The organism is Desulfovibrio sp. Huiquan2017 (assembly GCF_017351175.1).
Taxonomy (GTDB): Bacteria; Desulfobacterota; Desulfovibrionia; order Desulfovibrionales; family Desulfovibrionaceae; genus Pseudodesulfovibrio.
Map to the genome: position 1 here is coordinate 81,803 of NZ_JAFMPN010000013.1, position 14,050 is coordinate 95,852.

Here is a 14,050-nt window from a genome sequence, read left to right on the forward strand (position 1 = left end):
CCGCTTCCGGCCCGGCCACGGGCGAACGCTCCGTCCGTCGAGGGCTCCGGCCCGGCGGCGTTAGCTCTCTTGCGGCACCGGCAGTGAGAAGGTGAAGGTGCTGCCCTGTCCGATTCGGCTTTCGGCCCAGATGCGCCCGCCGTGGTCCTCGACGATGTGCTTGCAGATCGTCAGGCCGAGTCCCGTGCCTGTCGGGCGGTTGGAGAGGTGTTCGCCGACCTGGGTGAATTCTTCGAAGATGGATTCGAGCAGCTCGGGGCGAATGCCCATGCCGGTATCGGTCACGCTGATGCGCACGGCGTCGTTCTCAAGGCGGGCGGCGCAGGTGACGGTCCCCCGGGTGGTGAATTTCACGGCGTTGGAGAAGAGGTTGACCATGACCTGCATGAGCCGGTCGGTGTCGCCGTTGACCTCGGGCAGGTCGGGCTCGATGTCGAGGCGAAGGGAAAGGTCGGTGTCGTCGAACAGGGCGGAGGTGACTTCCACGGTCCGGCGGATGAAGGTTTCTGGCTGGACGGGGGCCATGACGTATTCAACGCGGTTGGCCTCCATCTTGGCCAGGTCGAGGACGTCGTTGATGAGCAGGGTCAGCCGCCGCCCTTCGCCCGCGATGATTTCGAGGTTCTTGCGGACGACCTCCATTTCCTTTTTCACGTGTGGGTCGGCGGTCTGCGCCACGGCCGGGAATATGGTGCTGACGAGCTTTTTGCTGGTGATCTTGGCGAAGCCGAGCACGGCGGTCAGGGGCGTGCGCAGCTCATGGGACACGGTGGACAGGAATTCGGATTTGGCTCGATTGGCGCGGTCGAGTTCGCGGGTCCGCTCGCGGACGCGGAGCTCGAGTTGGTCGTGGCTTCGTTTAAGGGCGCGTTCGGTGCGTTTGCGATCGCTGATGTCGCGGGCCACGATGATGGCCTGGCGACGGTCCTGGAAGGAGACCAGGCTGAGGGTCAGGTCCACGGGGATCGAGGAGTTATCCGGGCAGGTGGGGCGGAAGAATTCCGTTTCCATGCGGACGGTCTTGGTCTCGTTGTGGAAGAGATTGTCCGCATGGCGGCGGATGTGCGGCGGCAGGATGTCCTTGAAGAGCAGGCCCCGAAGGTGGCCCGTATCGCAGCCGAGAAAGGAATCGGCGGCGCCGGAGATGTCCAGGATCAGGCCGGTGTCGGCGTCCACCACGAAGATGGCGTCGTTGACCCGGTCGAGCAGGGCGCGGAAATGTTCGAGCTCGTCGAGACGGCTCTTGAGTTCCGGGTAATAGCTCTTGCTGATGGACCGCTTGCCCAACCCGATGAGCTTTTCGCGCTCGTCCGCCTGTTCCGGGGCGGGGTCAGCAGCTTTGCCTGAATATTTCGATGAGGTCATCGGCTGTGGGGTGTTTGGGGTTGGTCAGCATGCAGGGGTCCGCCAGAGCCTTCCGGGCCAGCAGGGGCATGTCCTCCGGGGTCATGCCCAGTTCGCACAGGGTATGGGTCACGCCCACGTCCCGCTTCAGGTCGCGGATGATGTCCAGGGTGCATTTCCTGGCTTCTTCGTGCGGGGTCCCCGGGGGGATGTCGGCGCCGAGGATTACGCCCATCCGCCGGTATTTTTCAGGCTCCGCGTCGAAATTGTAGTCGATGACGTGGTCCAGGAGGATGGCGTTGCACAGGCCATGGGGCAGGTCCAAAAGGCCGCCCAGGCTGTGGGCCATGGCGTGGACCGCGCCGAGTATGGCGTTGGAGAAGGCCAGTCCCGCGTAGGTGGAGGCGAGCATCATCCCGGTGCGCGCCTCCATGTCGTCGGGACGGCTCACGGCGTGGCGGAGGTGTTTGCGGATGAGCCGCATGGCCTCCAGGGCATTCAGGTCGGTGACGGCCGAGGCGGCGTTGGAGACGAAGGCCTCGGCCGCGTGGGTCAGGGCATCCAGGCCGGTGTGGGCGGTGAGCTCGGCGTCCATGGTCAGGGTCAGGCGGGGGTCGATGAGGGCCACGTCCGGGACCATGGTCTTGGAGACGATGGCTATTTTGACGCTCCGGTTGGTGTCGTTGATGATGCAGAACTGGGAGATGTCCGCGGCGGTCCCCGCAGTGGTGGGGATGCAGATGAGCGGCGGTCCCGGGCGTTCCACGTTATCCACGCCCTCGAATTCAAGCACGTGCCGGTCGTTGGTGCAGACGATGCCGATGGCCTTGGCGCAATCCATGGGCGACCCGCCACCCACGGCCACCAGGGAGTCGCATCCTTCGCGGCGGTAGACCTCGGCCCCGGCCATGACCTCGTCGTGGCGGGGGTTGGGCGTCACGTCCGCGAACACGGCACAGGCCACCCCCTCGCGGGTCAGGGAATCCACGACCGCTCCGGTGCAGCCCATCGATTCGAGGTCCGGCCCGGTGACCACCAAAGCCTTTTTAATGGATAGGTTGGCGGCATACTGCCCGGCCAGCAGAGACGCGCCCGCGCCGAAGACGAATTCCGGGGCCACGAATTTGCGTAATTGTCCATATTCCGTGCCGGACATGGTCTTCCTCCTTTCCGAAAGAGCGGACGTCCGGGCCGCGATGAATGGATCTTCCCATCATCTAGGACAAGGATATGGGGTGGGAATTCATTCGTCCATGATTTTCATGAGATTGCGCACTTCCTCCTGGAAGCGCGCGAAGGCCGTGTCCGCATCGTTCTCCGCCCGGCAGGCCGAGACCAGGGTGGCGGCGGCCAGGGACGCCGCATTGGCGCCGACGGCCGTGCACACGGATTGGGCCGTGGCCGCCAGTTCTCCGGCCTTGCCCGGGTCGCCCGAGCCCAGCGCCTGTTCCAGTTCCTCGCACAGCAGGGCGAGTTCGGATCTGGCGGTGACCAGAAAGTCGGCGAAGATGGCCTCGTCCACGCCGAGGTGCTCCATGGCGGCGTCCGGAGTCCAGGGGGCCAGGGCGTCCAGGGGTTCGGTTTCGGGCCGGGCGGTGGCCGCGTCCGGCGGCGGAGGCGCAGGCAGGGCCCCGATGAGCCGGTTGATGATCACGGCCAACTCGTGGAAGTCCACGGGTTTGGCCACATAGTCGTCCATGCCCGCGTCCAGGCTCTTGTCCCGGAATTCCTTCAGCGCGTGAGCCGTGACCCCGATGATGGGGATGTTTGGGTCCGGGATGGGACCTCCGGGCACGGCCGAGCGGATGGCCTTGGTGGTGGAGATGCCGTCGAGCACCGGCATTTCGATGTCCATGAGGATGAGATCGAAGGGCTCGCGCTTGAGCAGGTCCAGAACTTCGAGGCCGGTCTTGGCCACGGCGTAGGTATAGCCCATGTCTTCGAGCTTGAGGGTGGTGACCATGACGTTGACGTCGTTGTCTTCGGCCACCAGCACGCGCACGGGCCGGACGGGGGCCTCTGGCCGCCGGTTGTCGCTCTCGACGGGCAAGGGGCAGGAGAAGCCGGGTTCGAACCAGACGGTGAAGGAGAAGACGCTGCCCTTGCCCACGGTGGATTCGACTGAAATGGCGCCGCCCATGAGGGATATGAGCTGCCGGCAGATGGCCAGCCCCAGGCCGGTTCCGCCGAAGGCGCGGGTGGTCTGGGAAAAGCTCTGGAAGATAGAGTCCATGAACTCGTGCGGGATGCCGATGCCCGTATCCTCCACGGCAAAGGCCACGCCCAGGGTTCGCACCTCGTCCGGGGCCGGACCTTCGGCGGGCCGGACGCGGATGGCGATGGTCCCCCGGTGGGTGAACTTGATCGCGTTGCCCGCCAGGTTGACGAGCACCTGGCGGAGGGACAGGGGGTCGCCCTTGACGCAATGGGGCACGGTCTCGCCGATTTCGAGGACCATGTCGAGCCCCTTCTGGCGAGCCTGGATCTCCAGCCCTTTGATGGTCGTGCGTATGTGAAACGGCAGATCGAAGTCCACGTTGTCGAGTTCGAGCTTTTGCGCCTCGATTTTGGACAGGTCGAGGATGTCGTTGATGATGGACAGGAGGTGCTGGGCCGAGTCCTTGACGGTCTTGAGGTAGTCGCGCTGGTTGTCGGTCAGGTCGGTTTGCAGGGTGATTTCGGTCATGCCCACGATGGCGTTCATGGGTGTGCGGATCTCATGGCTCATGGCGGCCAGGAATTCGGATTTGGCTCGGTTGGCGGCTTCGGCGTCCTCGCGGGTGCGCAGCAGATCCTCCTGGGCCTTGCGGTTCTCGGTGACGTCGTCCCAAGCCCAGATGACGCCCTTGGACAGGTCCTTGGCGTCCACGGTCTTGGCGTACATGCGGCACCAGATCGTGGAGCCGTTCCTGCTTCGGAAGGCCTGCTCCGTGTTGAATTCGCCGCGTTCGGCCAGGGCGGTCTTGGCCGCCAGGGCGAACTCGTCCTCGGTCTGGTAGTGGCCGAGCAGCAGGTCCAGGGAATTGGCCAGGATTTCCTCCGGGGTATAGCCGAAGATTTCCGCGCCCTGTCGGTTGATGGTCACAATGCGGTGGCCCACGGACATGGCGATGCCCATGAGGGAATTTTCCAGGATGGCCTCGAATTTGACCAGGTTCTGGCGGATGGCGTTTTCCGATTCCTTGCGCGCCGAGATGTCGCGGACGTTGGCCAGGATGACCTCTTCGCCCCGGTAGGTGATCCGGGTCAGGTGGATTTCCACGTCGAACTCCCGGCTCTCCCCGTAGCGGCGTACGCGCCATTCCAGGTTGTAGGGTTTGCCGCGCAGGACCTCGCGCATGATCCCGGCCATGGTGTGCAGGGGGTTGTCCGGGCTGGACAGGTCCCGGGCCAGGGAGACTTCCGAGAGGGGCACATCCTCCAGGCCGAACATCTCGATGGTGCGTTGGTTGATCTCCAGGATGCGGCCGTGCCCGTCGTGGATGAGGATGGCGTCATAGGCGAAGTCGAAGATGGTTCGCAGGATTTCCTCGGACTCGCGCAATTCGCTGGTCCGCTCCTTGACGCGTTCCTCCAGCGTGCGGTGGGCGTTGCGCAGTTCCTTTTCAGCCCGCCGTCTGCGAACGATGTTCAGGATCAGGGCCAGGATGATCAGGAATTGCAGGGCGCCGAGTCCGCCCACGCCCAGGAACATGGCCGAATGCTCGCGGTAGAAGGAGTCGGGCCGGTTGATGACGGTGCTGCCCGCCGGGAGCCGGGCCGGGTCGATGTCGAACCGTTTGATCTGGGCGTAATCGAACTTGGGGGCGTAGACGCTGCCCTGGACGACCGGGATCTCGTGCGGGGCACCTCCAGCCAACACGTGCAGGGCTATTTGCGCCATGGCCCGGCCTTGGTCCTGGCCGTTGGAGAGCATGCCGCCGACGATGCCGTGGCCCAGGTCCGTGTCGAGGATGCCGTAGACGGGCACCGCGGCGCGTGCCGAGACCGCTTTGGCCACCTCGTTCTTGTCGTAGAACCGGCCCGTATTGTCCCGGTTGAAGACGCTGAGCAGGATCACGGCGTCGGGCGGGAGTTTGGCCGCGCGGTCCAGAATGTCGGCCAGCCCGGTGTTCTTGCAGAATTCCACGTTGACGGCCGGAGTCAGGCCGAGGAGCTGCTCGCGGATGGAGGCGCCCACGGCCCGCCCCGTACAGGTGTAGTCGTTGACCACGAATACGGTCCTGGTCCCCGGGTTGAGCCTGAGGGCGCAATCTATGGTTTGCCGGGCGTCCAGGACCTCGGCCACGCCCGTGAACAGGGGAAAATGTTCGAGTTGGCCGGGCCGGAAGAAGTTCACGCCGCCAAAGACTACCGGGACGCCCGGAAAGAGTTCGTCGTGGTGCCGGCGCAGGAATTCGTAGGCGGCGTTGTCCGTGCCCAGGATCAGGTCGAGGTGCACGGTCTTATACTTGTGGGCGTAGATATTCTTGAGCTGCCGCTCGTAGTGTTCGTTGAACTCCACCCGCTTGGTGTCCATGTATTCCACATGCAGGGTCATGTCTGTTTCGCGGGGCCGGAGCACGGCCAGCAGGCCCTGGGAAACCTCGTCGGTCCAGCCGAAGCCCTGATGGTAGGAATTGAGCAGGAGAATCTGTTTTCGTTCCGCGGCCCGGCCCGTGGCGGGCGCAAGCAGGATCGCCAGCGCCAGAAGGGCGAGCAGGAGGGGGCTTGAGCCCCGAAGGGAACGTACCGTTTGTTTCATGACGACCCTTGCGGCAAGAGGAACAGCTCGTTGTGTAGCAGATGCGCGGGGATTAATAAAGACGCCCCGCCCGTTGGTCCCGGCGTGGCGTGCAGCCGCACCGGCCGGGCAGGGTCTCCAGCAGCCGGACTCCTTCCGGGGTGTCGATGCGCGCGGTCATGCGCGGCGGTTCCATGGGCGGCAGGGGGTGCACCTCGACCATGTCCACCGGGCCCACCGCGTCCAGGACGGAGCCGAGCCATTCAGGATACGGGTGGTGGATATCCAGGCCGAGCAGGCGGCACCCGAGGTCGGGCATGGCCAAAGCCGGATGGGGCCCGGCCTGCCATTGGATGGCGTAGGGCAGCATGCCCGAGGCCAACAACCGCCCGTCCGAGGGCAGGGCGAATCGCCAATTGAGCTCTCCTCGACTGATCGGCGTGGCCTGGCCGAAGGACACCGGGGCCGCGCCCAGAAAGGCGTCGAGGTCGTCGGTGTTGACCACCCAGGCCAGGAAGGCGGGCGAACGGTCCAGCCGCTCGCGCACGAAGGGATCGTCCAGGCCGAACCAGCGAGGCTTGGCCGGGATCGGTCCGTCCGGGTTGATGGCGATGACCTCCAGGAACATTTCCTCGCCGATGCGCATGACATGGTTGCGCGTGCCCATGGTCTCATGCACCCCGCCGCGCGGCACGCGCACGCCGAGCGTCTTTTCGGCCCAGGCCACGCCGCGTTCCATGTCCGTGGCCGCGATGACGATGTGATCCAGTCTGGTGTGCATTTCTGTCCCCTCCTTGCGTCCGGGCCGGGCCGCCGATCCGGGCGGCGCAATGGTGATTGTTGTGTAGTGTCGGGAAAATAGCGCTTTCGCGCACGAACCACAACTCGTTGTGCCGGAAGGTGCGCCTTCAACTATTTTCGCTTTCCCTTCCCGTTTTTGACTCAAGTCATACTTTCGCTCCGCGTTTCGGGCTACACCCGTAACCAGTCAAGGCATTTCAACGAAAACCAAGGAGCGACACCATGTTTTGTTATCAATGCGAACAAGCCGCCAAGGGCGGTTGCACCAAGATCGGCGTGTGCGGCAAGACCGATTCCACCGCCACCCTCCAGGACCTTCTCCTTTACCTGGCCAAAGGCCTCGCCCAGGTGGCCTGCGCGGCCCGCGAGCAGGGCATTGAGGATGCGAAGGTCAACCGTTTCACCGTCAAGGCGGTCTTTTCCACCCTGACCAACGTAAATTTCGACGACGCCCGGTTCGTTGCCCTGATCGACGAGTGCGTCTCCCTGCGCGACGGGCTCAAGGCCCGGCTGTCCGGCGTGGCTTTCGATGGTCCGGCCGCGCTGGTCCCCGCCCGGGACACCGCCGGCCTGGTGGCCCAGGGCCGGGAGGTCGGCATCAAGAACGACCCCGAGCCCGATCCGGACATCAAGTCCCTGAAGGACACCCTGACCTACGGCCTCAAAGGCGTGGCCGCCTATGCCGACCACGCGGCCATCCTCGGCCATGAGGATGACGGGCTCTATGCCGGGATTCAGTCCCTGCTGGCCGCCACCCTGGCCACGGGCCTGACCCTGGAGCAGGCCGTGGAGGCCGGGCTCGAATGCGGGCGCATCAATATCCGGGCCATGGAGCTCCTGGACGAGGCCAATACCACCACCTACGGCCATCCCGTGCCCACCGAGGTCAAGCTCGGCCCGAGCGCGGGCAAGGCGATCCTGGTCTCGGGCCACGACCTCAAGGACCTTGAGACCCTGCTCAAGCAGACCGAAGGCAAGGGCATCAACATCTACACCCACGGCGAAATGCTCCCCTGTCACGGCTATCCCGAACTGCACAAGTACCCGCACCTGGCCGGGCACTACGGCACCGCCTGGCAGAACCAGAAGAAGGAGTTCGCCGAGTTCCCGGGGGCCATCCTGATGACCACCAACTGCATCCAGGACCCCAAACACTATATCGGGAACATCTTCACCACCGGCCTTGTGGGCTGGCCCGGCGCGGTCCATGTGGGCAATGACGATTTCACCCCGGTCATCGAGCGGGCGCTTGCCCTGCCTGGATTTACCGAGGATATCGATAAGGGATCGGTCATGACCGGATTCGCTCGCAACGCCGTCCTGTCCGTGGCCGACAAGATCATCGACGCGGTCAAGTCCGGCGACATCCGCCACTTCTTCCTGGTGGGCGGCTGTGACGGCGCCAAGCCCGGCCGCAACTACTACACCGAGTTCGTGGAGCGCGCCCCGGCCGACACGGTCATCCTGACGCTCGCCTGCGGCAAGTTCCGCTTCTTCGACAAGCAGCTCGGCGACATCGGCGGCATTCCGCGCCTGCTCGACGTGGGGCAGTGCAACGACGCCTATTCCGCGGTCCAGATCGCCCTGGCCCTGGCCAAGGCCTTCGACTGCGGGGTCAACGACCTGCCTCTGTCCCTGGTCCTTTCCTGGTACGAGCAGAAGGCCGTGGCCATCCTCCTTTCCCTGCTGGCCCTGGGCATCAAGAACATCAAGCTCGGCCCTTCCCTGCCGTCCTTCATTACCCCCAACGTCCTCAATTACCTGGTGGACAACTACAACATCGCCCCCATCTCCACTCCCGAGGCCGATCTGGCCGAAATCCTGGGCTGATGATCGGGCCCGCCGGCATACGTCGGCGGGCCTTTTTTCACATCCGGCCATCCCATCGTTTCCTGATTACCGGGATTTCGATGGCACTTGCGGCGGGAGCCCTCGCCCCGGCTGGCGTCCGCCCGCCGGGTGTGCTAGCCTGGATCGGCCGCATCCGCTTTCGGGGTGGGGCGCAACGCCAACAAAACAGGAGAGCGCAATGAAGAATATACGCTATACGGATGTGGACCCCGTGGAGATGAAAGTGGCCGGACCGGGTGTGACGGGGCGGGTGGTCATCGGCAAGGCCGACGACGATGTGAATTTCTGCATGCGGGTCATTGAATTGGAGCCCGGCGCGCAGATTCCTCCACACTCCCACCCGTGGGAGCATCAACAGTTTTATCATGCGGGCACCGGCTATGCGGTCGTAAACGGCGAGAAGGCCGACCTCGGCCCCGGCAGCGTCGTCTACGTGGCCCCGGACGAGGAGCATCACGTGGTCAATACCGGCGACATCCCCATGGTCCTCATCTGTCTCATCCCCAAAGGCATCCCCGAGATCTAGGCCGCGCGAGCGGAGGCGGGGAAGGGGACGGCGTCGGCCCGGGCCGAGCCTTCCCGTTCCCGCCCGGATCCCGCCGCTGCCGTGCGATAAGGGATAATAGAACAATTGATTTTTTGAGGGGAATGGGAGATATCTCAAAAAGTATCAACGAAGACGGGGCGACATGAGCATGGATTACCTTGACGGCCGCGACGATGCGGTTCTGACGATTCTCAAGATTACGGACGAGGTCAACCAACTCAAGGACGTGGACACCATCCTTGACAAGATCCTCTATGAGTCCAGGCGGTTTTCCGGCGCGGACGCCGGGTCCATCTTCCTGGTGGAGGACGGGCGGCTGATCTTCGGCTATGTCCAGAACGACACGCTGTTCAAGACCGAGGCCGCCAACTCCGCCCTGTATCAGAATTTCGGCATCCCCATCAGCGAAGAGTCCATCGTCGGCTACGTGGCCAAGACCCGGCAGAATCTGGTCATCGACGACGCCTACGAACTCGACCCGACCCTTCCGTTTTCCTTCAATAAATCCTTTGACGAAAAGTCCGGTTTCCGGACCACCAGCATGCTGACCATTCCGCTCATCGCCCAGGAGAGCCGTCTGGTCGGGGTTCTGCAACTGATCAACGCCAAGAACGAGTCCGGCGCGGTGGTGCCTTTTTCCGACGAGGCCAAAACCTACATTCCGCTTTTCTGCAACAATGCCTCCGTGGCCATCGAGCGCGGCATCATGAACCGTGAACTCATCCTGCGCATGATGCAGATGGCCGAGTTGCGTGACCCCGCGGAAACCGGGGCCCACGTCCAGCGGGTGGGCGCGTACTGCGCCGAAATCTACGGCACCTGGGCCGCCCGCCGGGGCCATTCGGGCAAGGAGATAAAGGGCATCCGGGACAACCTGCGCCTGGCCGCCATGCTCCACGACGTGGGCAAGGTCGGCATCTCGGACGCCATCCTCAAGAAGCCCGCCAAGCTGACCAACGAGGAATACGACATCATGAAATGGCATACGGTCTACGGGGCTCGGCTCTTCAGGAACCAGACCTCGGAGCTGGACCGCATGTCCATGGAGATCGCTCTGTGCCACCATGAGAAGTGGGCGGCGCCGGGCTACCCCTCCATCCCCCTGGACCAGGTCTGGGCCAAGGCCCCGGATCTCGGCGGCGCGCCCTTGAACGGCGAAGCCATCCCCCTGACCGCGCGCATCTGCGCGGTAGCCGACGTGTATGACGCCCTGGCGTCGCCCCGGTCGTACAAGGATCCCTTCCCGGATGAGAAGTGCCTGGGAATCCTGGAAAAGGACGCGGGCACGCATTTCGATCCGGAGATTGTGGAAATCTTTTTCGAGATTTTCGACGTCATCAAGGCAATCCGCGTCAAGTGGGCGGAGACCCCGAGGACATGAGCGCATGGCACCGTCTGAGATGAAGCTGTATGACTATGTGGACCCGGTGGACGCCGAGTGCGTGCGCCGGGAGGTCGAGGACCTCATGCGGGCGTTTTTCCCCGGCTATGACGGCGCGATCTTCCGAAACGCCTTCGCCGATGTGGAGCGTCTTTTCGCGGGTGGGTATCCCGGTTACCGGGCGAGCAACACCAAGTACCACAACTTCGAGCACACCTGTTCCGTGGTCCTGGCCGCCGTCCGGCTGGTTTACGGGGCCATGGTCCGGGGCGAGACCTTTGCCGAAGGCGACTGTCTCAAGGGGTTGCTGGCCGCGCTCTTCCACGATGTGGGCCTGATCCAGGACGAGGACGACGTCCAGGGCACCGGAGCGAAGCATACCGTGGGCCACGAGGAGCGGTCCATCCAGTTCATGCGCTGCTACCTGGCCGACGCCCTGTCCGAGCAGGACGTCGAGGACATCGCCGATTGCATCCGCTGCACCATCCTGGCCATGTCTCCGGGCAAGATAGCCTTCCGCACGGACGCCATGCGCCAGATGGGGTATTTCACGGGCACGGCCGATCTGCTGGCCCAGATCGCGGACCGTTACTACCTGGAAAAGCTCCTCCTGCTCTTCGAGGAATTCAAGGAGGCCAAGCTGCCCGGCTACGGCAACGCCTTTGATCTTGTGCTCAAAACCCGGTCCTTTTACAAGGACGTGGCCCGCAAGCGGCTGGACCGCGAGTTCCAGGGCGCGGACCGTTACATGCTCGCCTATTCGCGATCGTGGCTGAGCGTGGACAAGGATCTCTACCGCGAGGCCATAGAGCGCAATCTTGCCTACTTGGACAAAATACTGGCCGAATGCAACGGCGATCTGGATGAATTCGTTGCCAAACTCCGCCGAAACTACGTCAACGAGCCTCTCTGCTGAACGGTTCACACCCGGCATCCCGCCAGGCCTGAAGGGAGACGACAACGCATGCACGGCAACACAGAAGCCTTCGAATCCATGTTTATCGCGCGCCAACCTGTTTTCGCGCCGGATGAGTCCGTGTGGGGCTACGAGCTGCTTTTTCGTTCCGGTCTCGACAACGTGGCCATCATCGGCGACGAGTCCCAGGCCACGGCTTCGGTCATCGCCGACGGCTTGACCCTGGCCACCGACGGCTTGGATTCCAAGGCCCGGATCCTCATCAATTTTCCGGAAGAATTGCTTGTATCCGACGCGGGTTTCGCCCTGCCCAAGGACCGTTGCGTGATCGAGATCCTGGAAAACGTCCGGCCGGACAAACAGAATCTGGACGCGGTCCGGCGGCTCAAGGGTGCGGGATACGTCCTGGCCGTGGACGATTTCTTCGGCCAGGAGGAACTGCGGCCCTTTGTGGAATTGGCCGACATCATCAAGGTGGACATCCTGGCTTTGGGCACCGACCGGGCGCATATCGAGAGCACCCTTGCCGGACTGCCCCGGGACGTGAGCGTACTGGCCGAGAAGGTTGAGGACAACGAGACCTTCAACACCCTGCGGGACATGGGATTTTCCCTGTTTCAAGGGTTTTTCTTCAGCCGCCCCGAAATCATCCCCGGGCGCAAGCTGACCGCTGCCGAGACCACTCGGCTCCAGGTCCTCGGCGAACTGGCCAAGCCGGATTTCGAGCCCGCCCGACTGGCCGACATCATCCAGTCCGATCCGAGCCTGACCTACCGCCTCTTCCGCTATATCAACTCCGCCGGGTTCGGCCTGACCAAGAAGATCACCTCGGTCAAGCGGGCCATCGATATGCTGGGCATGGTCCGAGTCAAGCAGTGGCTGCGCAGCGTGATCCTCGCCGACCTCAACCCGTCGCCCAAGGCTGGAGAACTGGCCTACCTAGCCGTGCATCGGGCCAAATTCCTGGAATCCGTCTGCTCCTTCTCCAACCGGCAGACCTGCAAGGCCGACAGCCTGTTCATGACCGGCCTTTTCTCCCTGCTGGACGCCATGCTCGGCATGAGCATGAACGACATTCTCAAATCCCTGCCCCTGGAAGAGGATGTGGTCGAGGCCCTCAACGGGTCCGGCGACTTCTACGACCTCCTGCGGCTGGCCGCCACCTACGAGCGCGGCCAATGGGGTGAGACCGCGCAGCGGCTCAAGCGGCTCTCTCTGGATTCCTTTCAGGCCGAACTGCTCTACATCCAGTCCCGAAGCTGGGCCCAGAAAACGCTCGGCTACTCCAAGGCCAAATAATCCGCCGAATCCATCCCGGATCCCTCGTCCGCGATTGATTTAGACATTTTCATGAAAATGTGTAGACTCCGGGGCGCAACGGGGGCGCACCTCCCGGGGAGTGTAAAAAATGAAGAATCAGGCAGAGTTGCCCATAGGCGTGTTCGATTCGGGAGTGGGTGGGCTGACCGTGCTCAAGGCCTTGCGTGAGCGCATGCCGTGCGAGGACATCATCTACCTCGGCGATACCGCCCGGCTGCCCTACGGCACCAAATCGGCCCAGACCATCGTCCGCTACGGCGTGCAGTGCGGCGCGGAATTGATCAAGCGCGGTATCAAGCTGCTCGTGGTGGCCTGCAACACCGCCTCGGCCGTGGCCCTGGACGCCCTGCGCGAGGCCAATCCCGGCGTGCCCGTCATCGGCGTGGTCGAACCCGGCGCGCAGGCCGCCTGCCGGGCCTCCGACAACCAGGCAATAGCCGTCATCGCCACGGAATCCACCATTGCGGGCGGAGCCTACCAGCGGGCCATCCACGCCATCCGGCCCCAGGCGCGCATCCTCGGCCATCCCTGTCCGCTGTTCGTGGCCCTGGCCGAAGAGGGCTGGACGGACGGGCAGATACCCGAAGCCGTGGCCGCCCGCTATCTCGACCCGCTGTTCAGACCCGCGTCCGGCACCGGACATCCGGTTATTCCCGACACCCTCGTCCTCGGCTGCACGCATTTTCCCCTGCTCGCCCCGGCCATCCGCAACGTCGTTCCCTCGCACACCACCATTGTCGATTCCGCCGCCACCACCGCCGAAACCGTGTACCGGGAACTGGACCGGCTCAATCTCGACCGGCCCGGGAGCGATTGCGGTTCCACCGCCTACCTCACCACCGACGACGTTCCCCGCTTTGCCCGCACCGGTTCCCGGTTCCTCGGCACCCCCATTGCCGAAACGGACGTGGAGTTGGTCGATCTGTAGGATTCGGACGCGGAGAAAGGCCTTAAGGGAAAGCGTTCGTCGGGCAGGACGTTGTCTCGCGCCCGCTCAACGCCGAGGGCCTTGAGACGTTCGCGTTCGTTGCGCCCGGATGCATGTCGCGGCGGAAGGTTCGGCCGAAGTGCTCTCCTGCCGTGCCGGTGGGGGATTTCGCTTTTGGAAGGGGGGAAGAATAACAACCGTTTCCGTCTCGAAGCGCCACAAAAACGCTTCGGGGAGGT

10 protein-coding genes are annotated in these 14,050 nt (G+C 63.8%); 6 read left to right on the forward strand and 4 right to left on the reverse strand.

What is annotated here, in order from left to right; all coding sequences use genetic code 11:
- Window positions 1-60: 60 nt before the first annotated feature.
- From J0909_RS12470 to J0909_RS12485, 4 genes are all read right to left on the reverse strand, one after another.
- Window positions 61-1,365: a PAS domain-containing sensor histidine kinase gene (locus J0909_RS12470; protein ID WP_207263280.1), complete on the reverse strand. Its 1,305-nt coding sequence runs from the start codon at window positions 1,363-1,365 to the stop codon at window positions 61-63.
- Window positions 1,331-2,500: an alcohol dehydrogenase-like regulatory protein ErcA gene (gene ercA, locus J0909_RS12475; protein ID WP_207263281.1), complete on the reverse strand. Its 1,170-nt coding sequence runs from the start codon at window positions 2,498-2,500 to the stop codon at window positions 1,331-1,333. The genes J0909_RS12470 and ercA overlap by 35 nt, the downstream gene beginning before the upstream one ends.
- Before the next feature lie 87 nt (window positions 2,501-2,587).
- The gene (locus tag J0909_RS12480) at window positions 2,588-6,088 is read right to left on the reverse strand and encodes a PAS domain S-box protein (RefSeq protein WP_207263282.1); all 3,501 of its coding nucleotides are present in this window, start codon (window positions 6,086-6,088) and stop codon (window positions 2,588-2,590) included.
- Between the two features lie 52 nt (window positions 6,089-6,140).
- Window positions 6,141-6,848 carry a VOC family protein gene (locus tag J0909_RS12485; protein ID WP_207263283.1) on the reverse strand — a complete coding sequence of 236 codons (708 nt, stop codon included), beginning with the start codon at window positions 6,846-6,848 and terminating at the stop codon, window positions 6,141-6,143.
- 242 nt (window positions 6,849-7,090) lie between these two features.
- Between J0909_RS12485 and hcp the strand changes: the two genes are divergently transcribed.
- The 6 genes from hcp to murI all read left to right on the forward strand — a co-directional run bounded on the left by hcp (window position 7,091) and on the right by murI (window position 13,811).
- On the forward strand, window positions 7,091-8,698 hold the full coding sequence (hcp, locus tag J0909_RS12490) for a hydroxylamine reductase (RefSeq protein WP_207263284.1): 1,608 nt from the start codon (window positions 7,091-7,093) through the stop codon (window positions 8,696-8,698).
- A gap of 199 nt (window positions 8,699-8,897) precedes the next feature.
- Window positions 8,898-9,245, forward strand: coding sequence for a cupin domain-containing protein (locus J0909_RS12495; protein WP_207263285.1), 348 nt, complete (start codon window positions 8,898-8,900; stop codon window positions 9,243-9,245).
- 163 nt (window positions 9,246-9,408) lie between these two features.
- A complete protein-coding gene (locus J0909_RS12500) occupies window positions 9,409-10,647 on the forward strand; it encodes an HD domain-containing phosphohydrolase (RefSeq protein WP_353616772.1) in 1,239 nt (412 codons plus the stop codon).
- A 4-nt stretch (window positions 10,648-10,651) separates the two neighbouring features.
- Window positions 10,652-11,563 carry an HD domain-containing protein gene (locus J0909_RS12505; protein ID WP_207263286.1) on the forward strand — a complete coding sequence of 304 codons (912 nt, stop codon included), beginning with the start codon at window positions 10,652-10,654 and terminating at the stop codon, window positions 11,561-11,563.
- A 48-nt stretch (window positions 11,564-11,611) separates the two neighbouring features.
- On the forward strand, window positions 11,612-12,862 hold the full coding sequence (locus tag J0909_RS12510) for an EAL and HDOD domain-containing protein (RefSeq protein WP_207263287.1): 1,251 nt from the start codon (window positions 11,612-11,614) through the stop codon (window positions 12,860-12,862).
- Window positions 12,863-12,971: 109 nt separating this feature from the next.
- A complete protein-coding gene (gene murI, locus J0909_RS12515; protein WP_207263289.1) occupies window positions 12,972-13,811 on the forward strand; it encodes a glutamate racemase in 840 nt (279 codons plus the stop codon).
- The last annotated feature ends 239 nt before the right edge of the window (window positions 13,812-14,050 follow it).